The organism is Vibrio sp. 10N.261.54.A5 (assembly GCF_041471145.1).
Classification (GTDB): domain Bacteria; phylum Pseudomonadota; class Gammaproteobacteria; order Enterobacterales; family Vibrionaceae; genus Vibrio; species Vibrio crassostreae_C.
In genome coordinates this window covers 159,184-181,300 of record NZ_JBFRNU010000023.1, presented here as the reverse complement: position 1 = coordinate 181,300, position 22,117 = coordinate 159,184, and the positions used below count along the sequence as shown (strand labels likewise).

Annotated in this window: 24 protein-coding genes; 14 read left to right on the top strand and 10 right to left on the bottom strand. The window is 41.5% G+C overall.

The window, feature by feature from the left end; translation table 11 throughout:
- Positions 1–188: 188 nt before the first annotated feature.
- From AB4329_RS07870 to AB4329_RS07840, 7 genes are all read right to left on the bottom strand, one after another.
- On the bottom strand, positions 189–1,043 hold the full coding sequence (locus tag AB4329_RS07870; RefSeq protein ID WP_102319911.1) for a hypothetical protein: 855 nt from the start codon (positions 1,041–1,043) through the stop codon (positions 189–191).
- 3 nt (positions 1,044–1,046) lie between these two features.
- On the bottom strand, positions 1,047–3,437 hold the full coding sequence (locus tag AB4329_RS07865; protein WP_372054892.1) for a fimbria/pilus outer membrane usher protein: 2,391 nt from the start codon (positions 3,435–3,437) through the stop codon (positions 1,047–1,049).
- A gap of 10 nt (positions 3,438–3,447) precedes the next feature.
- A complete protein-coding gene (locus AB4329_RS07860) occupies positions 3,448–4,128 on the bottom strand; it encodes a molecular chaperone (RefSeq protein WP_102319913.1) in 681 nt (226 codons plus the stop codon).
- A gap of 88 nt (positions 4,129–4,216) precedes the next feature.
- Positions 4,217–4,801, bottom strand: coding sequence for a hypothetical protein (locus AB4329_RS07855; protein WP_372054894.1), 585 nt, complete (start codon positions 4,799–4,801; stop codon positions 4,217–4,219).
- A 171-nt stretch (positions 4,802–4,972) separates the two neighbouring features.
- Positions 4,973–5,611, bottom strand: a complete 639-nt coding sequence (locus AB4329_RS07850) for a response regulator transcription factor (RefSeq protein ID WP_102319915.1) — start codon at positions 5,609–5,611, stop codon at positions 4,973–4,975.
- A gap of 237 nt (positions 5,612–5,848) precedes the next feature.
- Complete coding sequence (locus AB4329_RS07845; protein ID WP_102319916.1) at positions 5,849–6,064, bottom strand: VF530 family DNA-binding protein; 216 nt, start codon at positions 6,062–6,064, stop codon at positions 5,849–5,851.
- Positions 6,065–6,109: 45 nt separating this feature from the next.
- The gene (locus AB4329_RS07840) at positions 6,110–7,060 is read right to left on the bottom strand and encodes a LysR substrate-binding domain-containing protein (protein WP_048615573.1); all 951 of its coding nucleotides are present in this window, start codon (positions 7,058–7,060) and stop codon (positions 6,110–6,112) included.
- A gap of 103 nt (positions 7,061–7,163) precedes the next feature.
- Between AB4329_RS07840 and AB4329_RS07835 the strand changes: the two genes are divergently transcribed.
- The gene (locus AB4329_RS07835) at positions 7,164–7,370 is read left to right on the top strand and encodes a DUF1127 domain-containing protein (RefSeq protein ID WP_372137964.1); all 207 of its coding nucleotides are present in this window, start codon (positions 7,164–7,166) and stop codon (positions 7,368–7,370) included.
- 130 nt (positions 7,371–7,500) lie between these two features.
- Here the strand turns inward: AB4329_RS07835 and AB4329_RS07830 are convergent, their stop codons facing one another.
- From AB4329_RS07830 to AB4329_RS07820, 3 genes are all read right to left on the bottom strand, one after another.
- Complete coding sequence (locus AB4329_RS07830) at positions 7,501–8,406, bottom strand: LysR substrate-binding domain-containing protein (RefSeq protein WP_372074603.1); 906 nt, start codon at positions 8,404–8,406, stop codon at positions 7,501–7,503.
- Positions 8,407–8,744: 338 nt separating this feature from the next.
- Positions 8,745–10,433 carry an AMP-binding protein gene (locus tag AB4329_RS07825; RefSeq protein WP_372099621.1) on the bottom strand — a complete coding sequence of 563 codons (1,689 nt, stop codon included), beginning with the start codon at positions 10,431–10,433 and terminating at the stop codon, positions 8,745–8,747.
- 93 nt (positions 10,434–10,526) lie between these two features.
- Positions 10,527–11,270, bottom strand: coding sequence for a helix-turn-helix domain-containing protein (locus AB4329_RS07820; protein ID WP_372137962.1), 744 nt, complete (start codon positions 11,268–11,270; stop codon positions 10,527–10,529).
- 193 nt (positions 11,271–11,463) lie between these two features.
- Here AB4329_RS07820 and AB4329_RS07815 point away from each other — a divergent pair, with 193 nt between their 5' ends.
- Genes AB4329_RS07815 through AB4329_RS07755 form a run of 13 tightly spaced genes read left to right on the top strand, consistent with a single transcriptional unit; the run spans position 11,464 to position 22,116 of the window.
- On the top strand, positions 11,464–11,655 hold the full coding sequence (locus tag AB4329_RS07815) for a Flp family type IVb pilin (protein WP_102319919.1): 192 nt from the start codon (positions 11,464–11,466) through the stop codon (positions 11,653–11,655).
- 7 nt (positions 11,656–11,662) lie between these two features.
- Entirely contained in the window at positions 11,663–11,815 is a 153-nt protein-coding gene (locus AB4329_RS07810; RefSeq protein ID WP_198594302.1) for a hypothetical protein, read from the top strand.
- Between the two features lie 9 nt (positions 11,816–11,824).
- Positions 11,825–12,355: a prepilin peptidase gene (locus tag AB4329_RS07805; RefSeq protein ID WP_061032534.1), complete on the top strand. Its 531-nt coding sequence runs from the start codon at positions 11,825–11,827 to the stop codon at positions 12,353–12,355.
- A gap of 38 nt (positions 12,356–12,393) precedes the next feature.
- Positions 12,394–13,743 carry an AAA family ATPase gene (locus AB4329_RS07800; protein ID WP_102319920.1) on the top strand — a complete coding sequence of 450 codons (1,350 nt, stop codon included), beginning with the start codon at positions 12,394–12,396 and terminating at the stop codon, positions 13,741–13,743.
- Positions 13,736–14,485: a Flp pilus assembly protein CpaB gene (cpaB, locus tag AB4329_RS07795; protein WP_059020093.1), complete on the top strand. Its 750-nt coding sequence runs from the start codon at positions 13,736–13,738 to the stop codon at positions 14,483–14,485. Before AB4329_RS07800 ends, cpaB begins: the two co-directional genes overlap by 8 nt.
- Positions 14,486–14,493: 8 nt before the next feature.
- A complete protein-coding gene (locus AB4329_RS07790) occupies positions 14,494–15,948 on the top strand; it encodes a type II and III secretion system protein family protein (RefSeq protein ID WP_102319921.1) in 1,455 nt (484 codons plus the stop codon).
- Positions 15,938–16,210: a hypothetical protein gene (locus tag AB4329_RS07785; RefSeq protein WP_061032538.1), complete on the top strand. Its 273-nt coding sequence runs from the start codon at positions 15,938–15,940 to the stop codon at positions 16,208–16,210. Before AB4329_RS07790 ends, AB4329_RS07785 begins: the two co-directional genes overlap by 11 nt.
- A gap of 16 nt (positions 16,211–16,226) precedes the next feature.
- Entirely contained in the window at positions 16,227–17,495 is a 1,269-nt protein-coding gene (locus AB4329_RS07780) for a Tad domain-containing protein (RefSeq protein WP_102319922.1), read from the top strand.
- Positions 17,496–17,497: 2 nt separating this feature from the next.
- Positions 17,498–17,926: a TadE/TadG family type IV pilus assembly protein gene (locus AB4329_RS07775; RefSeq protein WP_050652461.1), complete on the top strand. Its 429-nt coding sequence runs from the start codon at positions 17,498–17,500 to the stop codon at positions 17,924–17,926.
- Positions 17,926–18,417 carry a TadE/TadG family type IV pilus assembly protein gene (locus AB4329_RS07770; protein WP_102319923.1) on the top strand — a complete coding sequence of 164 codons (492 nt, stop codon included), beginning with the start codon at positions 17,926–17,928 and terminating at the stop codon, positions 18,415–18,417. Before AB4329_RS07775 ends, AB4329_RS07770 begins: the two co-directional genes overlap by 1 nt.
- Before the next feature lie 24 nt (positions 18,418–18,441).
- Positions 18,442–19,656 (top strand): AAA family ATPase, encoded by a 1,215-nt coding sequence (locus AB4329_RS07765; protein WP_102319924.1) that lies wholly within the window; start codon positions 18,442–18,444, stop codon positions 19,654–19,656.
- 33 nt (positions 19,657–19,689) lie between these two features.
- Positions 19,690–21,141, top strand: a complete 1,452-nt coding sequence (locus AB4329_RS07760; protein ID WP_102319925.1) for a CpaF family protein — start codon at positions 19,690–19,692, stop codon at positions 21,139–21,141.
- Positions 21,142–21,150: 9 nt separating this feature from the next.
- Positions 21,151–22,116: a type II secretion system F family protein gene (locus AB4329_RS07755; protein WP_102319926.1), complete on the top strand. Its 966-nt coding sequence runs from the start codon at positions 21,151–21,153 to the stop codon at positions 22,114–22,116.
- Position 22,117 lies beyond the last annotated feature (1 nt).

The window sequence follows — 22,117 nt, the reverse complement described above, 5'->3', positions numbered from 1 at the left end:
GCGATGAACCTTTTTATTTTCAACAAAACTAATTCTGCTCTCTTATCTTAAGTGCTTATATCCAAAAACTTAAAGTTACAGTGATGCATTAATTTCTTTTCATAGGATAGTGGTAGAGCCATATACGGTGTTCGTTAATATTTTTAGCTGTCCACTGACTAAACCGTAGGTTTCTTCATCACGTGTATCTATGGCATAGCTTTAACTTCAACCGTTATCGTATCTTGATATTTACCAGCTCTCGCAAAGTCTATGTTACCTAGCATTACTTCAAGGGGGAGCCCCCAACGCTTGGTTTCATCATTGTTTGAGAAGGTATAAACTGACTTCCGGTTTACCAAAGCATTATTAAATCGCAACGTATATGGGATCGAGATATTGGGTTCCGACTTCTGCTTTAACTCTCCATATTTTTGCTTTACAACTAACCTTACATTCGAGTTTGAAAGAAGATCAAAATCAGAACGGTAGGTGCGGTTAGATTCAAGATCACCAAGTTGGAAGCGATAACCTGAGCTCCCTGAACGTTGAACGTGTGGCGCATTTGGCACTGAGTTGAAAGCTACAAACGCTGGGACTTTGAGTTTAACTTTGGCATTTTTGGTCTCTTGCTTTCTATCTAAGGAAATAGAGGCTTCAAGAAGTCCGTTATAGTTACCAGATGCTGCTACTTTAGCTTCTGGTACCTTTATCCAAAACTTCGTCCTTTGGCTATTATCCAGAGGTAGTTGAAAACCTTTGCTAGGAAAGTGACTCAATTGACGGAAGTTCTTGTCCAGAATAGTAAGGGGCAAATTCGTTCCAATTGAACTTAAGTAGCTAGATTGTTTATTGTTGACCGATACTATGGCCATTGGGAATCGACAGTTCTGAATATCACGTGACAACTCTAAATAAACAGGAATATAAGCGCCTAAATCTCGCTTAAATTCAACATTGCTTCTGTCGATGTTTAGCATCCACTTGCCATTGCATTCGGCGGCCCAAATTGGTTGAGATAACATGGCTAAACCGAACACTGAGATCTTTAGAAAGTGTTTCATGGTTTATCCCTCTTTAATAAGTAAAGTTGGTAGATAAATCAGGTTGTCATTGATTTCTGGGACGTTCAATTTTGTTGGGCTAAAGCCATCTATGACGATGGTGTAGTTGCCCGGTGCAACGCCTTCCACAACGAACCTGCCTGATCGATTAGTGAAAAATTCATACGTTTTCTGTTGTCCAACCAACTGACCTTGGAAGAGCTTTAATGGTTTTTCTTGTCCGATCTCAATTTTACCAATGATGGTTTTCGATGCTGCCGATCCGATTTTTATTAGATGGCCTGTTTGTGATCCTGGCGTAATGCTGTACTCGTGGTCGCCAAAGTCATAACCTATCGGTGCGTCTGGCACATCAATGTAGATACTGGACAATTGGTGCCCTCCAGACAACTGAACGGCATTACTAATAGTATAGGTAGATATTGCTTCTGCAGGATCATCTGCAACCGCATTAATTTCTACATCAGCATCTAACGAGTTATGAACGGCAATAATTGCCACTGGACCATTGATGGGACGTGACCAAGCTAAGTTACCGTCAGCCAGGGTAAGCGCTGTACTTGCTCGTAAAGAAGCGGTTTGGTAGTTTGCTGAGTTATCAAATGCTAGGTGAGAAACCTTAGCATCTGTGATAAAACGGTTTGCCACATAATTACCCTCGAAAGAGTAAGTTTGAGAGTCGCTCTCGCCTTCAGCAGTCATCGCATAGCCATAACTGCCCGTATAGTCCTCTGATGGGCGTTGAAATTGAGCTCGATAGGTATCTGGTTCGTTGGAGTAGGATATATTTGCATTGTATTCTCCATTGTCAGAGTTCCAGTCCCAATCTGCTGAAAAAGTAAAACGGGTTTCGTCAATGTTTTCATTTGGGTTATCTTCTTTCTCTATACCAGCAGAGAGTGATATATTATAAAATTGCCAAGCAACTTCAGTAGAAGCCTGCCATTGCACTTCAGCCTCTTCAAAATCACGATAGTCACCGCTCAGGATTAAACTAAGGTTATCCGTAATACTGAAAACGTAGTTTGAAAAGACACGAAGTCCAGTACTCGCATCTGCAATCTGCCAGGGTAGTGCAAAATAATTATCCTGGTATTCACTACCAAGGCGAAAGTTTGGGGAGCCATAACTGTCTGTTCCCCATAGTTGATGGGAATAATCTAAGCTGTAGATGCTACCTGTATCGTTATTGGGCTTGTTGTTTTGTGCTGAAGCTCTAACGCCTAAATTCCCCCAATCAGAACCTATTGTTGCAATCACGCCTAGTTGCTGTCCTTCAGGGTGATACAAAGCGTTTGCACCGGCTGTTAAGGTATCGCTAATACCATAGTCATAATAACCAGAAGTTACCCATTGCTCGTCGTCATACTTAAAGTTGTTATCTTCAATCGTCGACGTTAAACCAGAGTAGAATCCAAAATCTGAAATACCTTCGCGTAACAAACGCGAGTTAAAGAACTGGCTATAAACGATGGTATCGGTTCGACCTGATTGATAACTAATATCCAACCGAACATCATTGGTACCAGAAACGAGAGGCAAGTCGTCTAGTGTATATCGACCTGGAGGTAAGCGAATTTCAGTGAGAAAAACGTCGTTAATATAGACTTCTATATCAGCACTCTCATTCAGTACCAGTGGTTGAGTTCCGCCATTTTGGATATTCCGGGTAGGTTGTAAGTCTTGGTACAAACGTTCAAAAGCAAGTCCACCGAGAGGTGTACTAGGAAGGTGTCCGGCACTTGCTTGGGTTACATCGCCAAAGGTAAGTCGAAAAGGGGTTGTCGGTTCATCGAAGAAAAGACGAGCTTCGCCACGATAGACGTCAGAGTTGATATCGTTACCACCAGTAACAAAACCGGAAATGTCAATATTAGCGCCTCGAACGCCGCCAATATTGGTTTTTAATAACCATTCACCAAGCCACGTTTGGGTGTCCTCTGTATTAGAGTCGTTAAACAAGGAGTAGTCAGTACTGGCATTTAATGTATTTTGCATTGTCCAAAAAGCGCTTTCTGAGTATTGGGCGGGTTCATATTTGCTACCAAACGAAAGCAAAAACTCAGCAGCAGCGGTTTCATCAATAACTAGGTTAATATTTTGATCGGAGGAATTGAAGGTTGCACTGATACCCATATGGTTCAGTTGTTCTATCGTAATGTACTCTTCGGAGAAATTTCGTAGCGCCACCAATGTCTCAGGGTTGATCAGCTTTTCAGTTGCCTGCACAAGCTGTTCTACGTTAATGGATCCAACAGTCATACCATCAGAATACGCATTTACTTCGCCGATAGTGTTTTCCCCCCAAGTTACTGGGAATGGGAACAACCAACTTTGCGCGAGCGCGGTTTGTATAACAGTAATGAGAGTGAGACATAAAATGAGATTTTTCATGAAAACCTCACTAGTCTATTGTTTTAACAGAAACTTTCTCTGGCTGCCCTAATTCACTTGGTAAGGTGTACTTGACGGTTGTTCCTGGCATTAAGTAAGCGCTTGTCTTTTTACTTAATACTTCCCAATCGACCGTTTTGTTTGCTTTGTCACCAGAGAAGCTGAACTCCATACCATTCATGTTCAGTACTCGTTTGCCATCGTTACGGATAGCAACCTGGCGATTTTGGAGTGTAGTAGTTGGAATTGATTTACTGGATGTGGGAGAGACAAAAACCAAAGTCGCAAACTCTAATAACATGGAAATAGAACTGTCGTCATCTTCCTCAATTTGATTTTCTAGTTCAATTTGCGAAAAGACGATACGGTAGGTGACGGTTTGTTTTATAGGTCCTGTTGGCATGTAACGTACGCGGAAAGTCTGAGATTTTTGCCCGTCAATTTTAGCTTGAGGTGGAAGGACGAGAAACTCATCTTCCGATGGTGTTAAAATTTCTTCGCCAGTAGAAAAATCAGTTTGATAGACATTTACTTCTAAGAGGATTGGTTCTTCTTCCACATTAGTCACTTTATACAAGCCTTGTGCATTTCGACCAACATCATCAAGTTCTAGATAGATTGGGCTGACTTCGTACGCGAAAAGGGCTGAACTGAACAATAAAGAAAATAGAAGAGTTATAATCCTAGTCATTGATATTTCTCCATAAAATAAACTTGGCTCGAGAACCGAGCCAAGTTTCTTGCCTAAAAGACATTATCCATAAAGCGTCATTCGGTTATTAGCTTGCTGGACCTGCTGCAGCAAGACTCACTTTGATTTTACCTTTATATTTACCTGCTCGTGCAAAGCCTGAATCTTCAGGTTGTACATAAATTGGATGCTTGTTGATTTTGTTCACCAAGTGTTCGCCCAATGATGGAATTGGCGACGCCGTTACCTCCATGCCATGGTCGTTTTCGGTGTTCGCCACCGTATCTGAACCAATTTTCACTGCGTAGTTAATTTTTTCACTCATATTGTGCTTGGTTACGCCGTTTAGCTGGTAAGCTGTTACTGAAAACTCCAAATCAGTTCCGTAGTTACACCATGCACGCAAGTTACCTACCAAAACTTCCTTATTGTTGAAGCCATTGGACCATGAATCCTCGTGCACTTTGTTCGCTTTGCGTAGAACGTTATTCTTCACATCTTTCTTACCTATTCGCAGTAGACAGCGTTTTGGAACTCGGCCTTCAATTCGAATCGTTTTTTGGTCCGTGTTACTCAGTGTCGTAAAGTCCACAGCATTATTAAATTGAACCGCAGAAGCGCCAAAAGAAAGTGAAGCGGCTGCTACAGCAGTAGCAAGAAGTAACTTTTTCATAACTCAATCCCTCGTTAGTTAAGATGCATATCTGTGCATCGCCTCTAAAGACTACGAGGGAACGGTTAGTCAAACCTCATCACATGGAGTGAAAAATATCGTTTGCATAGGGTGAGTTTAGAATGAGTTTTGTCATAATTCATTTTTCTTTTGATTTAACCTTGTTGCTACCTAGTTAGCGCTTTTTACTTGAGCAAGAAGTTCATATCTCGATCGTAAGTTTAATTTACGAAGTAAGTTTGATGAGTGAGTTTTCACTGTATTGATACTGACGTGCTGCTGAGATGCAATCTGAGAGTTTGAAAGCCCCTTTAGCATCAATGTGCAGGTATCCCTTTCCTTTTTAGTTAACTCTTTGTAATTGATTATATTTTCGCAAGCTGATTCATAATTAGGCTCATTGCTTTGATAGGAAGAAACCAGCTTATTTAACACTGACCTTGGGAACCATATATCTTCTTGATAAACAGATAAAATTGCTTTCGATATAAACTCAAAGTGCTGACCGACTTGCCCTGAAAAGCCTTTCTCTAGCCATACTGTAGAGGTATTGTCATTCACATTGACTGCTAACCAAAATTCGTTTCGTTCATGTAGGATAAATCCGTATCTTTTGGGGCATGGCATTGTTTGAATATCAAATAAAACAACCGTTTCAGGTTCGAGTTTCGGTACTTGCACAAAGCATTGGGAATGAGTGATTTGCGCGCTAGGAATAGATACCGAAAGTAGGTCTTTTATCACCCTATAGTATGAATTATTGCGGGTAAGGACATGAATGTCTAACGCGAGTTCAGAATCAACTTCCATGATTGACCTCTCTATTTACTCATACACAAAATCTTTATTAATCGCTAGGTTAATGGGGAGTTATCCCACTGTCTCTGGTTCAATAATATTAGTATTGATTGAGCATTATTCAATGGAATGGATGTGCTATTTGTTTTAATTATTGATTTTCAAAGGAAAATAACAAAATTGAATGGAATGCGCACCAATGGGTTCATACTTTAGTACCGTAAATGGTGCGTTTGTTAAAGGTAGGGACTAGCTAGTTTTTAGTTGGATGTAGATTTGCTCTACCTTGGTACGAGCCCAATCTGTTTTACGCAAAAACTTTAAGCTCGATTTAATGCTTGGGTCTTTTTTAAAGCAGTTGATGTTCACCATGTAACTCAACTCTTCCCAACCGTAATGTTCAACCAATTCAGTCAGTAGCTTCTGTAGAGTGATACCGTGAAGTGGATTATTGTCTTGTGTCATGAGATGTTCTCGCCATTTATTTGAGCTCAGTATACCAGTTTCGCTTTATGAATTATCAGACCATTTAAGTTCGTAATCGGTGTGGATAATCGACAGCTCTTCTCTACCAGTGTCACCAAACAATTTAACTTGAGCCTGCATCCATTCTTCGAAGCGTTTTATCTTTTCTCGATGAAAGTAACCTGGAGGCGCACACAAAAAATAATTGTACTTAGGCTTCAGCGCGATGTTTCCGATTCGCACCAATTTCTTTTCTTGTAAATAGCGGTATACCAAGCTGTGCTTAACAAGCGCGACACCTTGAACGGATAGCGCACCTTCTAACACAAAATGAGAGCCATCAAATTGCAGTGATGTTCGGCCAGCTTTTACCCCTGCGACTTGTAACCAGAGATTCCAATCCATATCAGGCCAACGGTCTTCAATAAGTTCCGCTTTATGCAGATCGTCGATGTCATAGATACCATGTTTCTCTTGATAAATAGGGTGGCAAACCGGGTAAATGACCTCGTCCATCAACCAACGTGATTCGATGTTTGGGTAGTCTCCATGACCGTATCGAACGCAGATATCGACATTAGAATCTTCAAATGTGACTAGCTTATTGGTCGGCTCAATTAGCATGGATAGATCAGGGTGGCGATCGCGAAAGTCGCCAATTCTTGGTACGAGCCAATGCTGAGCAAAGGAAGGCACGGTAGAGATCGACAGTTGAGTGGGGTTAGGATCTTGGTTGATTCGTCTCACCCCATCTTGAATATGAGCAAAGCCTTTCTTCGCTTGCAGGTAAAGCACTTCACCTTCATGGGTTAATACTATTTTTCGGTGCTGGCGAATAAACAGATCTGCGCCTAACCACTCTTCAAGTTGGCGAATTTGTTGGCTGACTGCTGCAGCCGTGACAAATAGCTTTTGTGCGGCGAGTTTAAAACTGCCTGTTTCTGCCGCCGTGTAAAAATAGTAGATCCCTTGGAATGGTGGGGTACGCTCTCTCACATTAGTTTTCCTTAACTGAATGCCAGTATCTATCGTTTGTCGATGTTGCTCTGTTGGTCGATTATTGACCATAACAAAGCAAAAGATCAACAGGAGAAAGGCTATGAATACGATCACAGCAACAGCAAATACCAACCATTCATTTTTATCATCATTATCAATTAAGAAATTCTATTCTAAATTAGGCATGTACTTTCAAAATCGTAGAACCAGAAAGCAGCTGTCTGAGCTACCCGATTATTTACTGAGAGATATTGGGATTACGTCGGAACAAGTCGAGAAAGAACTGAAGAAGTCATTTTGGGAGTGATTCAAGGCAGCGTAGCTTTTAACTCGACGTTGCTTTAACTCAACATAGTTTTGTCGGTGTCGGGACGTTTACGTTACCGTTCTATGTTGAGTTAGGTTGATGGTTTATATAAAGAAGTGAGAGATGAGATTTAACTCTCCAATAGCTCGTTTACTTCTTCGTGCAACCAATTGGTGAACGCGGTAATGCGCTCTTCTCTCGGGGAGTTAGGATCAAAGCATAGGTTTACTTGAACACCAGGTGTCATGCCAATATTAAAGGGCTTCACTAACAAGCCGCGTTCGATGAAGTCACCAGCCAAGCTGTCTGTTGCCAAGCAAACCCCATGCCCTGCCATGACCGTGGTTAGCCCCATATCAAAGGTTCCTACTTCCATCCACTGAATGGTGCTGCTTTGAGTCGATATGTTTGCTTGCCTAAACCATTCCTCCCACGGGAAACAACCGCTATCAAACTGAATCAGCCAACATTTGAGGAGTTGTTCAGGTGATGTGAAGTTCAAAGAGTTTGCGAGTTCAGGGGAGCAAAAAGGGTAAACCGGTTCGTTGATTAGCATCTCTAGAGTCAAGCCTTCTTCAACGCATAGATCTTCGCCCTGCAGAATAGCCACATCAATCTCGCCATGTTTTAAATTTGGGGTATCAGACCCTGTTAGCACCTTAATTGGGATTTCTGGGTGCTTTACCGAGAACTTCCACAGCCTAGGCAGTAACCAACGCGAAGCAAAAGAAGGGGGACTTCTAACAACAAGCAGCCCTTGAATAGGTTCTGATTGGATCTTGTTTAACCCCAGCAGAACCTCTTGAAATCCATCAGAGACATGTCTAAAAAGTGTGTGCCCTTCATGCGTCAAAGTCATTGCACGCCCCTTACGAATAAAAAGCTTACATCCAACCTGTTCTTCTAACTGTCGAATCTTCTGGCTGACGGCTGCTTGAGTGACGAACAGCTCTTCAGCAGCTTTGCTGTAGTTGCTCAAGCGAGCCGCAACTTCAAAGTAACGGAGACCTGAAAGGTGACGCAGTCTATTGTCCATAATCGCAGCTTATAGTTCTTGTTAATAATGGTTGTTCGATTATCGAACAGGTTGTTTTCATAATAGCGATAAATACAAAGGGAATACAAGAGAGAGAACATGAAAGCAATAACCTGTTGGGTCGGAATATTTGTTACTCAGGTACTTAAAATCAATGATAATACTAAGGTGAGGAAGGGGGCTAAATCTAGACAAGTTGTTTGCTTGGAATCGTTAAGTCATCGAATGAGAAAGGATGTCGGCTTAGATTACGAGAGTAGTGATGCTGCGGATTATACTAAGTACTTATAATGTGAGCTTACAAAAAAGGAGCCATAATGGCTCCCTCTCGATTTTAATTATTCTTCCCAAACCACCAATTTATCTTTCGGCCAGTTATGACCAACTTCATGGTATTTCTGCTCAAGGATATGTCGCTTGATTTTGAGAGTCGGGGTTAACACGCCATTCTCAATGCTCCATGGTTCCTTAATCATCAATACACCTTTGATCTTCTCGTGTGAACCAAGCTGCTCGTTCATTTTCTCGATAACGCGCTTTGTCGTTTTCTCATAGCGAGCTCGATCGAAATTAGGGAAGTCATGCGGTACCACAAGTAGGATTGGACCAGGTAGGCCAAGACCTATCAAACACATCATTTCTACGCGGCTGTACTCAAACAGTTTGTTTTCGATTGGTACAGGGGCAACAAACTTACCTTTAGCGGTTTTAAAGGTATCTTTCTTACGCCCACGAATCGTTAGGTAACCTTCACTATCGATATCACCGATATCACCGGTATGAAGCCAACCATCCGAGTTAAAAGACTCTTGGGTTGCAATATCATTCTTGTAGTAACCAGAGAATAAGCCTTTGCCTCGAACTAGAATCTCTTCATCTTCAGCTATTTTGAGTTCGATCCCTGGACCTGCATTACCAACCGTACCAATTTTATCGGCTCTGAATGGGTAGTTGAGCGTGCTGTAGGCGAAAGACTCTGTCATGCCCCATGCCTCGGTAATGTGCAGGCCAACACTCTCATACCATGCGAGTAGAGCGGGTGATACAGGTGCAGAACCACATCCAAGAACGCGAGCTTGGTCTAACCCTAAGCCATCAGCAAGTTTCTTCTTAATGATGTTGTTGATAAACGGAATCTTCAGTAAGAAGTTCAGTTTCTTCTGTGGCAATTTGTCTTGGATCCGCTGCTGGAACAGAGTCCATAAGCGAGGAACTGAAATAAACAGCGTAGGGCGATGCATTTTCACATCATCAATAAAGGTGTCTAAAGATTCAGGGAAAGCCGTAACCACGCCCCCCATTACTGAAGAACCAAAGATGTAAACGCGTTCTGTAATATGAGCAAGCGGTAGGTAAGAAAACAGGCGATCGCCAGGTTGGATCCCAATATGGTCAATCAACCTTTGAACAGACCAAGTAAACGCGCCGTAGGTGAGCATTGCGCCTTTTGGTAACCCTGATGTACCCGATGTATAAACAAGTGACATCAGCTTATCGTCGTGATGCTGAGGGCGTTTGGTTGATGGTTCATGTGTCTCAATGAGCTTCTCGAAAGTGTGTTGGCACTTCGCTGCGCTGTCGTATGGCAGTGAAATACTCACCAAGCTCGGATTGTCATCAAGTACTTTTTGAGTGGCTTTAGGATCGTCAAGCTTACCCGCAATCACAATTTTACTTTCACTATGCTCAATACAGTACTGAATGGTATCTGCACCCGCTGTTGGAAAGATTGGGACGCTGACAAAATCTCCTAACATCATTGCAAGATCGCAGATGAACCACTCTGCACAGTTTTTTGATACGAGAGCGACTCGATCGCCTGGTTGGGCTCCGAGTCCTTCTAATGCTGACGCCAATTTCAGTGCTTTGTCGGCTACTTCTTTATAAGTAAATTCGACAAATTGGCGGTTAATAATCTGTTTCAAATAGACTTCATCTGGGCGATCTTCTGCCCATTTTAAAATCATGTCATTGGGTGTAGGGAGAGCTGTTGCTTGTTCTTGGCTAAACTCGTTAGGCTGAATCATTGTCTAACTCCATGTTTTTCGCTAAGTTATTTTTGGTTATTTTTGTTAAAATCATGTTAAATGTACCATGATTTTTTCTTTTAGGGAGTAAAATTAGCGTTTTCTGTTATCTGTGCAGGCACGTCTGTAGCTTGCAGGGGTTACGCCCGTCCTTTTCTTAAAAATTCTTGAAAAATACGACACATCCTTGTAGCCACATTGATAAGAAATTACAGCTATTTTTGATTCGGTATCCGCCTCAATCAACTTTTTGGCTAACAGTATTCGTTTATCGCACACAAAGTCTCTAAAGCTTACTCCAAAGTGTAGATGAAACTTTTTAGAAAAATAGGTTGCTGAACAGTGACATTTTTCAGCTATGTCCGTTTCTCTTATTTCCTTGTTAATGTTATCCATAACAAAATTAACAACTTCAGAAGTAAACTGCTTGGTCGGCTCCTGGTTGTTGCTATTCATGTCTCTATCGAGGTCGAAGTGTGCTTCAAAGATATGCTGTGTTTTACTCTTTAATTCTTCCAAGGCACTGGTCAGATGATTGTTACTCGTTTCTATAATGAAAAATATATTCTTATGATTTCGAATGATATTAGGTATCTCAAATGGAGAAATTAAAACTATCCGCTTGTTTAGGTTTTTACAAATAGATAATGCCATGGTAAGTAATTGAATTTCACTTTCTCTATTTAAAATGAAAAATACAATTCTTACATCTAAGTTACTGATAACTGATATATCTTGTTGAAAATTTTCCACAGGGAAGTAGCGACTAATTTTATTTATAATAATTGAATTAAACTCGCTATCTATATCTGATAGCAGTGGTGTTATTAATTTCATTTCTACTAAACCTGTATCATATATAAAGGGCCAGATGTGAAAATTTAGAAATAAGGGAGTTATTACAGAGATTAGAAGTACAACAAAAAAGTGCAAGTAAATGGCAAAAAAATCCTAACCGAATGTGTGACTCACCTCTAGATTTACTTTACAGGTAAACGAAGCCTGTTATGAAAATCAAGGAGAGGTTGTCATGGGTAAGTTTTTGAATAATTGCAAAGAATTCATGAAAGATGAAGAAGGGTTGACTGTAATCGAGTATGTAATCGGTGCAGCATTATTGGTTTTAGGCTTAACAACTGTATTTTCTGGCCTAGGTAATACTCTGGCAAATAAATTAAACGCTATTGTTGCTAACGTTGGTAACACTACGAGTAGTGGTTGATACGATCATGGATAAGAAAAGAGCAAGACAGCAAAAAGGGCTTACTACGGTCGAATACGTGATTGGTGCTGCTTCACTTGTTCTTGCTGTTGGATTTATTTTTTCTGGAATGGCAACAGCCTTACTTAGTAAGTTCCAGAGTATTATATCGAGTGTATAAATAGAAAATATGATTAATGAGCCTTCTGCTTTTTGGGCGCTGCTAATTGCAGTTTCGGTATACGATGTTGAGAAGCATCGTATACCTAATAAAATATTGATACTTCTTTTGTTTGTTTATTTTTTGTCAATGTTTGATAGCAATTATACGTTGGGCTTTTTCTTGTCTTCATTAGCAGGGTTTGCAGTACTTTTTGGGTTTGGTTTGCTTTTGTATTTTATGAGAGCAATGTCTGCAGGTGATGTGAAGTTATTGGGCGTTGTTGGAATGTATCTTGGGTGGGGACAAATACTTGATGCATCGTACTTTATCTTACTTGCTTCTGGGATGATCGGATCCTTTTATTTACTGTATAACTACGCTAACTCAAGTAGTGTCAGCATTAAAGGTTATTTCCAAAATAAACTTATTTTATTGAGTGGTGTTTCACCAGTCAAAGATGAGCGTACTAATTTTCATAATCGATACTTAAATAAAGTGACAATGCCTTTTGCCCCCTCTGTTGTCATAGGATTAGCGATGTATAGCTATTTTAATTAAAGCTGTTGTTGGTAAGCTTTGTGGAGAGGAATAATATAATGGATATTATAGGGCATACGGCTTCAACAACATTAAAACCGCAAATATCAGCTCCTGTTGTCCCAACATCACTTGATACGTTGGGAATTCCTGAAGTCGTGATTGAAAATCTCGTACTTAAGCATTTGTCTGCATACCCTAAATCGGACGTTTTAGAACTTTCCAACCATATATGTGTTGTGACTCATATTGTGGAAAGTGCTTTGGCGGTATTGAGGAAAAAATCTCTAATTGAGGTTTTTCAACCTACCTCAGATCTTTCTCTCTCATCTGCATCACATAGTCATGTTCGTTATTCTCTCTCAGAGAAAGGGCTAGAAGAAGCCGATTTAGCTTTCAAGCGTGATGCTTATTTAGGTCCAGCCCCAGTTTCTCTTGAGCAATATAGTGAGGTGGTCAAGCAGCAAGACCTTAGGGCTGAGCTCGTGACTCGTCCACATGTCGAGGCGGCGTTAAGTGATGTCTATGGCATCGATAAAATGATTTCCGTCCTAGGGCCGGCAATAAACTCAGGGCGAGCCCTTTTGTTATATGGGCATGCTGGTACTGGTAAAACCTTTGTTGCTAGCCGTATTGTCAACGCTTTGCACACTTCGGTGTTTATTCCTTATGCCGTCTATGCGCTTGGCAATATCATCAAGGTTTTCTCTGCACAACACCATAAACCTTTAGATAGAAACGGCAGTACCAAAGCTATCTCGCTAAAAGATCAATACGATAAGCGCTGGCTTAACTGTGAGAGACCGAATATCCAGGTCGGTGGTGAGCTCACCATGGATATGCTTGAGGTGAATCACTCAGAAAACAGTCGAGTCTGGTTAGCCCCGGTACAGATGATGGCAAACAATGGAATTTTCGTGATAGACGATCTTGGCCGTCAACCTATGCCTGTAGACACATTGCTGAATCGATGGATAGTGCCGATGGAGTACGCTTTTGATTATCTATCGCTGCCCAACGGTCAGCAAATTACGATGCCATTTGTATTAACTCTTGCCTTTTCTACCAATCTAAACCCCAAGAAAATAAGCGATCCTGCCTTTTTACGTCGTTTAGGTTACAAGATTGAATTCAAGCCACTTAATCAGCGAGATTATGAAGCTTTATGGATGAGCGTCGTTGCTGATAAAGAGGTCGAGCTTCAAGACGGTTTTTTTGAGCGTTTGTCTCAAATGCACACGCTGCTTAAGGTGCCACTTTTCCCATGTTTACCGAAAGATCTCGTTGGTATAAGCAAAGATATTCTTTCGTTTGAGCAGCTACCACCTGTTATCACATTCGATATTCTTTCCATGGCATGGGAAGTTTATTTTACCTCTGATGGACACGAGGAAGAGAATAATGAATAAGAGTCAAGTTTTCCTACTGTTTTTACTGTCCGTAGTATTCGGCTTAGCGGCTGTATTTTTTGCTAAGCAGTGGATGGATGATCAAGTTCAGCCAACCGTTGAAGTTGAAACGGTCGAGCGTCACCCCGTTGTTGTCGCCTCACAAGAAATCGAAGCTGGAACCATAATTGAAGAGCAGTATTTAACGACGAAGTTGATGGAAGTTGATTGGATCAATGAAAACAACTATTCGGATCAATCTGAGCTAATCGGTAAGGTTGTCGCTAATACCATTTATGCCGGAGAGGTGCTTCACAAGTTACGATTTACTGTACCAGGAGAAGGGTCAACGCTTGCAGCTCTTATCCCTGAAAATAAACGTGCGGTAACGATACGTGTTGATGATGTTATTGGTGTGGCAGGTTTCTTATTACCGGGTAACAAGGTTGATATTCTCAATACGGTTTCTTACGGAAAAAATTCTGCAGCTACTCAAACGGTTCTTAAAGATATTAAGGTTTTGGCTGTAGATCAAACGGCTAAAACGAATGAAAACAGTCCAATTATTGTACGAGCGGTAACTCTTGAGATGACGCCGAAAGAGGCCGAGAAACTTCTCACGGCTAAAAGCAAAGGCAGTATTCAGCTGACTTTGAGAAACCCACATGAAGTTGAGAAAAAAGTGGTTCGTCGATATGTGCCTAGACCAAGTGTCACCATTATCAAAGGTACAGAAACATCTAATGTGCGCGTCAAGGATTGAGGTGAAATATGAGAATATTAATTGCGTGTGTTTTGAGCCTAATTTGTATTTCGACGGCCAGTGTTGCGGCGTTACAAACGGGAAAAACAGTCACGGTTCCACATCATAAATCTACGCATGTCGTGCTGTCGGGAAAAGCGGCGAAGGTTTCTCTTGGTGATCCTGAAGTTTTAGATATTGTAATTTTAAAATCAAATGAAGTGTTTTTAATTGGTAAAAAATTAGGTGCGACAAACCTAATGGCTTGGGACTCTCGAGGTCGGTTGATTGAGTCTATTAACATTGAGGTTACTCATGATCTTAATAGTTTAAAGGCGAAGTTATATGAGTTCCTTCCTGATGAAACTATCGAAGTACATAGTGCGCAAAACCGTTTGTTGCTGAGCGGTCAGGTGAGCAACCAACAGCAGATGAATGTCGCGATGAGAATTGCAGAAACTTACTCCTCCGGGCAAACCGCAGATGAGTCAAAAGAGAGTGGTAGTGAGCAAGCTGCGGCGACTGGGGTCATCAACTTAATGTCGATTGGTGGTGCTCAGCAAGTCATGCTAGAGGTCACTGTCGCTGAAGTGCAAAGAAGCTTAGTTCGAAAATTCGATGCTAACTTCCATTTCTTCCAAACCAGTGGTTCTGATTTTTCATGGGGAGCGTCTTCTGTGCCTGCTGGTGTATTGGGTGCAACGCCGATTTTTGATATTCCCACCTCAACAGATTATGGGATTTTAGGTTCTTTTATCGATAGCAATACATTGTTTACCTTTGCTTTGGATGTTGCAAAGCAGAATGGTGTAGCCAAAGTTTTGGCTGAGCCGAATCTAACCGCGTTAAGTGGTTCAAAAGCTGAATTTTTAGCGGGCGGTGAGTTCCCAATCCCTGTGCCTGATGAAGACGGCATCACCATTGAATACAAAGAATATGGTGTAGGGCTGAAATTCATCCCAACGGTTCTTAGTGATAAAAAAATCAACCTGAACTTGGCTGTTGATGTGAGTGAAATTGCGAATAGTAGCTCGCTAACGATTGATCCTGGTACTACCAACGCGACTTACTTCATTCCACCTATTACGCGTCGTAGTGCATCTTCAACTCTTGAGTTAGCAGATGGCCAGACTATCGGTATTGCAGGTTTACTGAGTGAGAATGTGAGAGATATCAGCAACAAGATGCCAGGCTTTGGTGATGTGCCGATTTTAGGGCAGCTTTTCAACAGCCAAGAGTATGTATCTGGCGAAACCGAACTGGTTATTCTTGTGACTCCAAGGCTTGCCAAGCCAATCGACCGCACGAAAGTGACATTACCAACAGATGCTTTCGTCGACCCTAATGACTTGGAATATTATTTGTTAGGCCGAAGCGCTTACATTGCTGAACCGTCTGAATCCACTTCAGAGCAATCTCAATCAGCACAGGCCGTATCGCCAACCGACGGCGGTAGTGAAGGCTCATTTGGTCATGATTTATAAGGAGATAGATATGATTAGAATAATGATGGTCTTTCTCGTGATGGTGCTAGTTGGCTGTGCTAATGATGCCCGTTTGGGACATTCAGTAGCACTAGTGAAAACAGAACAAACATATAACCCTAATGCGACCCAAGAGAATCTACTCGAAGTACCGGACGGTACAGGGGAGCGGATGCAGGCTGGTTACGACCGATATGTTGGCAGAGGTGAAAATGATCTGTCCGGAAGCAGTAGTAGCCAGATCCTAGAAGAGTTTAACTAAATCTGGAGGTACTCACATGTTGTATCGAGTATCACAAAGCCCCAAAAAGCAACAAGGCTTAGTCGTAGTCATGATTACAGCCGCTTTGTTGGTTTTTTTAGCTGTCTCAGCGTTAGCTGTAGATATCAACCATATGGTTGTGAACAAAACACGGTTACAAAATGCGGTAGATTCAGCTGCTTTAGCTGCCGCAACTATTTTGGATAATAGTAAGGATAAAGATGCAGTAGATGCCGAGGTTGGCACTGCATTAAATGCCATGGCTGGCTCGACGGGAAACCACGAGTTTGATTTTTCAACCGCTTCAATCAGTATCGATTACTCTAATGATCCTCAAGACTTTACGGGCACGGCTACTTTTGGCATCGACGATGATGTTTATGTGCGTGTTCGAGTAGATTCATTGGGTATGAGTGAATTCTTTATTCAATTATTTGGCCTTGATAAAGAGGTATCTGCTAGTGCTGTTGCGGGCCCCAGTTCAGGGCAAGAAGTTGTAAATAACGTTGTACCAATAGGTGTATGTATTGGTGATGGGACATCTGACAATGATATAGATCCTGAAGATGGCTTTCATGATGTAACTGGTGAAGAAATAACGAATGTTTTTGGCTATGAAGTCGGTACCGTTCATGCTTTGAAAGTTGGAGATAACAAACTATCTGAAATGGGTAATGGAAATTACCACCTATTGGACTTTGGCTCTGGTGGTAAAACGGTAAAAGAAGGTCTAGGGGGGGACTATAGTTATCCTGTTGCAATAGGTGACGATATAACCACCAAACCAGGAGGAACGGTTGGTCCTACCGGTGATGGCTTAAATACTCGATTTGGTGATTATGGTGGAGGATTATCGGCATCAGATTACCCCACTGATTATGTAACGACTGAGCCTACTAATGAGATTACGATCGATGCTAGTACGGGAGATATCGATTTTGACGGCAGTTATACCTATGCTCAATATGAATCAGCGACTAACACATGCATAGCTAATAATGGTTCTGGGTGTGCGGCTAATGGTGTTGCTTGGCGTCGTATATTACCTATACCTATGGTGGATTGTTCAGGTAAAAGTGGCGGTGCGACTGAATTTACGGTGAACAAAATTGGTTGTTTCTTCTTGCTACAAAAAGCGCCGACCAATAACTCAGGAACGCCTGCAGTTTTTGGTGAATTTATACACTCTTGTAGCGTAGCTAGCGGATCTGGCAGTACTAACTCGACTACGGAAGGGACATACAAAATCGTATTGTATAAGGACCCAGATAGTGGGGAGTCGTAACCATGAAACTATTCAATAAATTACAGGGTGGTTTTGCAGCCATTGAGGTGGTTATAGCGACCCCGGTATTACTGTTCTTTCTGATATTGGTGCTGGAATTTGGCAATATTTTAGTCCATTACAATGTGATATCTAAATCTGTGCAAAACGGTGCTCGTTACGCAGTTAGTGAAGTCTATGGAACGATCGGTGGAACTATTGCGCCGACTTCCGAAATTCAAAATGTGGTGGTTTACGGACAGAATAGTGTAGGGACTGCGGTGTTATCTTCATTGACGACTGCAGATGTTACCGTTACGCCACCGTCAGGAGATAGTTATGTACGGGTAAGTGTTACCTATGATTATGTTCCACATTTCTTGTCTATTCCCTTTTCCTCGGAGAGTTTTTCGATTCCGTTAAGCGTCACTTCGGTTATGAGGGTGCTGTGATGAGAAAGTCAAAAAGGTGTATTGAAGGGCTTGCTATCATAGAGTTCACATTAGTGTCATGGCTGATTTTTCTCTTGATTTTTATAATCTTGGCATTGGGTGCCTATATGTTTTCGTTGCAGATGGTAAGTGAAGCCACGAGGAAAGCAGCAAGGTTAGCAACGGTTTGCTATGTAGCAGATAGAGATAATATTGCCGCAATGGTTGTGGGAGATATTCCTCTTGTAGGATTTACCGCTGCCAATTTAGAAGTTGCTTATTTAGATATTGATGGGAATGAAATTACGTCAGGTTACGACACTGATCCAGTATTTAGTACCATTAAATTTGTAAGGGCGAGTGCAACTGGATATGGCGTTCAGTTAATCGGAGATTTGAGTTTTTTTGGTACTAGTGGGTATCTTACAGCTCCTTCGTTCGAAACTATTTTGCCAGCTGAGAGTTTAGGAGTTGTTAGAGCTGATTCCGAAACAAGGAATAGATGTCCATGAGTTATTTTATACAGGAGTTGTAGCATGGGGGAAGCAATTAAAATAACGCCAAATGAGAGTGATATTGTGCGTTTGAAAACAAACCTTAAGGTCTGGTTAATATACAGCTCAGAAGGTTTTCTTTCACATATGAGTCTTGAATTAAAGAAATGTCGAAATGTACATGTTACATCATTTTCTCTCGCAGCAATGAGCGAGGAATACCTAAAAAATGCTGATGTTCCAGAGCTTATCTTTGTAGAAGCAAGTGGAAGTTGGGCACAAAAAATGGTGGAGTTACAGGGGTATGATTTATCGCTCGAGGATAAGGATTTATCTTTAGTTGTACTCGGGGACGAAAGTGATAACGGGTCATTAAAAATTGCGCTTCGCTTAGGAGCCTCAGATTTCTTATCTCATAATGTCACTATTTCAGACTTACTCCCTTTGCTTAAGAAAACGGCTTCCGAAAAGCTTGAAAACTCCAGTTATGGAGAGTTTATCTTGTTTTTGAACACCAAGGGAGGGATGGGAGCAACCACTTTAGCGTTAAATACCGCTATTGAGATGGCTAATCAACACCCAAATGAAGTTCTCTTACTCGATATTGATCTCCAATTTGGAGTAATTCCTGATTACTTAAATATTATTCCCACCTACAGCGTTTCTGATGCAATAAATAGCGCGAATGACCTAGATGAAATCTCCTTAGGTACTTTGGTCAATAAACATGAATCTGGTCTTCATGTTCTAAGCTTTAAACATGAAAACAATGCTGATGATTTCGAGCAGGCACAAAAAATAGGCAGACTGCTGCCTATATTGCGCCGTTTTTACCCTTATGTGGTGATCGACCTATCTAGAGGGTTAGATCATGTATTTGCATCTGCTATATCACCTGCAACGAAAGTGCTTCTGGTTTTACAGCAGAGTTTAGTGTCAGTAAAAAACACAAGTAGATTAATTAAGTCTCTGAAGTTTGAGTACGGCTTACAAAGCGACGCAATAGAGGTAATCCTTAACCGTTACGAAAAACGACATTCTATAAAGTTAAAAGACATTGAGCAGGCGGTGGGCAATCACGACATCCACCTGATGCCTAATGATTTTAAAGTGGCACTAGAGAGTGCCAATTTGGGGCAACCGTTAGTTCAGTCGAGAAAGAAAAGCTCAATTACTCGTTCTATCATCGATTTGTCTCACGTTCTTTCACCACCAGAGCAAGAAGAAAAAGGCTGGTTGAAAAAGTGGTTTTCATAACGGGTAGATGAATAGTGAACACGAGGGATTGTGATGTTCTTTAAACGAAAAAATGTAAATCCAGAGTTTGAAAAAAGAGTAGAACAGATTTCGCATGACTCAGAAGATACCAACCCTGTTGAGCGTTTATCCAGTGTTGATACGTCTAGTCAATCTCGCAGTTCTGAAGCGAATGTAGAAAAGGAAAAGGCGATTGATGAAGCTCGAAAAGTGTTAGAGCAAGAGTTATCAATCAAACACTTTTTTCATAAGCAACTGCTTGAGACCCTAGATTTAGGATTACTCTCAAGTTTGGAAAAAGAGCGGGCTAAGGTTGACTTGCATGAAGCCATTTTACAGTTGATGGCTGACGATGGTAGTCATGCGCTGAGTGCTGAAGGGCGAAAGCGGGTTATAAAGCAGATAGAAGATGAGGTGTTTGGTCTTGGGCCGTTGGAGCCTTTACTCGCTGACCAAACCGTTTCAGATATCTTGGTCAACGGTCCTAAAAGCGTTTATGTCGAGCGAAGAGGTAAACTTGAAAAGACGCCGTATACTTTTCTTGATGATCGCCACTTAAGAAATATCATTGACCGTATCGTAAGCCAGGTTGGTCGCCGAATCGATGAAGCATCACCTATGGTAGATGCGCGCTTGGTTGATGGCTCACGTGTGAACGCTATTATCCCTCCTCTCGCACTTGATGGCCCTTCTGTTTCTATCCGCCGTTTTGCTGTGGATCGCTTAACGATGGATAACCTTATTGACTACAATTCAGTTTCACCCCAAATGGCTAAGTTTGTTGAAGCTGCAGTAAAAGGCGAGCTCAATATATTGATTTCAGGTGGTACAGGTTCAGGAAAAACCACCACGTTAAACATATTCTCTGGCTTTATTCCACGTGATCAACGAATAATTACCATTGAGGATTCTGCGGAGCTTCAACTTCAACAACCTCATGTTATTCGATTGGAAACTCGCCCAGCAAACCTTGAAGGTAAAGGCGAAATCAACCAGCGAGAACTCGTAAAAAATACCCTGCGTATGCGCCCCGACCGAATCGTGGTTGGTGAGGTTCGTGGTAGCGAAGCGGTTGATATGCTGGCTGCGATGAACACGGGCCATGATGGATCTCTTGCTACTATTCACGCGAATACCCCCCGTGATGCTTTGAGCCGTGTCGAAAACATGTTCTCGATGGCTGGGTGGAACATATCAACCAAAAACTTACGAGCTCAAATAGCTTCGGCTATCCACCTCGTCGTACAGATGGAACGACAAGAAGATGGTAAGCGTCGTATGGTGAGCATCCAAGAGATCAATGGTATGGAAGGTGAGGTGATTACGATGTCGGAAATTTTCCGTTTCCAACGTCAAGGTATTGATGAAGATGGCAATATTATCGGCTATTACACAGCAACGGGGGTAGTTCCTCAATATCATGACCAGTTAGTCAAACGTGGACTCGACCTGCCTTTCGAGCTCTTTACTGAGACTCACGGTTAAGGAGAGGTTATGGATAATGTAAGCGTTTCATTAGGTCTGTTATTCATTGCGGTGCTTTTTATCTCTCAAGCTTTGTTATTACCTGCTGCAGGGAAAAAAGCGAAGCATAAAGAGTTGTCTCGGCGTTTGAAGGAGGCGCAACGTAATATCGATGAAGAGAGTCTATCTTTATTAAAAGAACATTATAACAAAGAATTATCTCCTATAGACCGTAAGTTAATAGTTATTCCATACTTTGCTGGATTAAAAAAAATGTTGGAATTAGCTGGTTTTAAATTAGCATTGAGCCGGTTTTTACTTATTGTTTCTCTTTGTGGTGTCTTGCTCACATTGATATCAATAATGACCAATCAAGAATGGTTTATTAGTTTAGCAGCATTCATTTCTGTTTGGGTTATATCTTATCTGTATGTACAAAATCGAGTGGCTTATAGAATGGCTCGATTCGAAGAGCAACTTCCAGAGGCTTTAGATATTATCCGACGAGCACTGCAAGCAGGGCAACCGCTTGTTCAATCATTTAATGAAGTTGGTGAAGAACTTCCTGAACCTATCGGTGCTGAGTTTAAAAATACCTACAACTTACTTAATTACGGTTATGACTTACGTTTAGCTATTTTACAGATGGCAGAGCGAGTTCCCACCGTATCAATGTTGGCTTTTTCTAGTGCAGTAATGCTACAAAAAGAAACTGGGGGGAATCTATCAGAGAACCTGCAAAAGGTATCTGAAGTACTAAGAGCCCGCTTTAAGTTAGAAAGGAAAGTAAAAACGCTCTCTGCTGAAAGCCGTCTGTCAGCATGGATCTTAACCTTATCCCCTTTTGGTTTATTTTTTGCCTTAAAGGTAGCCAGTCCTGAATATATCGAGCCACTTTACAAAGATCCTCGCGGTCTATCGATGGTCAGTGTCGGTATTGTTCTCTTGGCGATCGGAGCCTTGTGGATTAAAAAGATCATCAGTATAGAGATTTAAC

Bases quoted from the DNA above. Each gene is read 5' to 3' on its own strand.
- AB4329_RS07765 (WP_102319924.1), top strand. From the start codon at position 18,442: ATGGGGGAAGCAATTAAAATAACGCCAAATGAGAGTGATATTGTGCGT.
- AB4329_RS07835 (WP_372137964.1), top strand. From the start codon at position 7,164: ATGAATACGATCACAGCAACAGCAAATACCAACCATTCATTTTTATCA.
- AB4329_RS07790 (WP_102319921.1), top strand. From the start codon at position 14,494: ATGAGAATATTAATTGCGTGTGTTTTGAGCCTAATTTGTATTTCGACG.
- AB4329_RS07780 (WP_102319922.1), top strand. From the start codon at position 16,227: ATGTTGTATCGAGTATCACAAAGCCCCAAAAAGCAACAAGGCTTAGTC.
- AB4329_RS07850 (WP_102319915.1), bottom strand. From the start codon at position 5,611: ATGGAAGTTGATTCTGAACTCGCGTTAGACATTCATGTCCTTACCCGC.
- AB4329_RS07820 (WP_372137962.1), bottom strand. From the start codon at position 11,270: ATGAAATTAATAACACCACTGCTATCAGATATAGATAGCGAGTTTAAT.
- AB4329_RS07775 (WP_050652461.1), top strand. From the start codon at position 17,498: ATGAAACTATTCAATAAATTACAGGGTGGTTTTGCAGCCATTGAGGTG.
- AB4329_RS07770 (WP_102319923.1), top strand. From the start codon at position 17,926: ATGAGAAAGTCAAAAAGGTGTATTGAAGGGCTTGCTATCATAGAGTTC.
- AB4329_RS07870 (WP_102319911.1), bottom strand. From the start codon at position 1,043: ATGAAACACTTTCTAAAGATCTCAGTGTTCGGTTTAGCCATGTTATCT.
- AB4329_RS07825 (WP_372099621.1), bottom strand. From the start codon at position 10,433: ATGATTCAGCCTAACGAGTTTAGCCAAGAACAAGCAACAGCTCTCCCT.
- AB4329_RS07830 (WP_372074603.1), bottom strand. From the start codon at position 8,406: ATGGACAATAGACTGCGTCACCTTTCAGGTCTCCGTTACTTTGAAGTT.
- AB4329_RS07805 (WP_061032534.1), top strand. From the start codon at position 11,825: ATGATTAATGAGCCTTCTGCTTTTTGGGCGCTGCTAATTGCAGTTTCG.
- AB4329_RS07755 (WP_102319926.1), top strand. From the start codon at position 21,151: ATGGATAATGTAAGCGTTTCATTAGGTCTGTTATTCATTGCGGTGCTT.
- AB4329_RS07785 (WP_061032538.1), top strand. From the start codon at position 15,938: ATGATTTATAAGGAGATAGATATGATTAGAATAATGATGGTCTTTCTC.
- AB4329_RS07760 (WP_102319925.1), top strand. From the start codon at position 19,690: ATGTTCTTTAAACGAAAAAATGTAAATCCAGAGTTTGAAAAAAGAGTA.
- cpaB (WP_059020093.1), top strand. From the start codon at position 13,736: ATGAATAAGAGTCAAGTTTTCCTACTGTTTTTACTGTCCGTAGTATTC.
- AB4329_RS07855 (WP_372054894.1), bottom strand. From the start codon at position 4,801: ATGAAAAAGTTACTTCTTGCTACTGCTGTAGCAGCCGCTTCACTTTCT.
- AB4329_RS07815 (WP_102319919.1), top strand. From the start codon at position 11,464: ATGGGTAAGTTTTTGAATAATTGCAAAGAATTCATGAAAGATGAAGAA.
- AB4329_RS07810 (WP_198594302.1), top strand. From the start codon at position 11,663: ATGGATAAGAAAAGAGCAAGACAGCAAAAAGGGCTTACTACGGTCGAA.
- AB4329_RS07845 (WP_102319916.1), bottom strand. From the start codon at position 6,064: ATGACACAAGACAATAATCCACTTCACGGTATCACTCTACAGAAGCTA.
- AB4329_RS07800 (WP_102319920.1), top strand. From the start codon at position 12,394: ATGGATATTATAGGGCATACGGCTTCAACAACATTAAAACCGCAAATA.
- AB4329_RS07865 (WP_372054892.1), bottom strand. From the start codon at position 3,437: ATGAAAAATCTCATTTTATGTCTCACTCTCATTACTGTTATACAAACC.
- AB4329_RS07860 (WP_102319913.1), bottom strand. From the start codon at position 4,128: ATGACTAGGATTATAACTCTTCTATTTTCTTTATTGTTCAGTTCAGCC.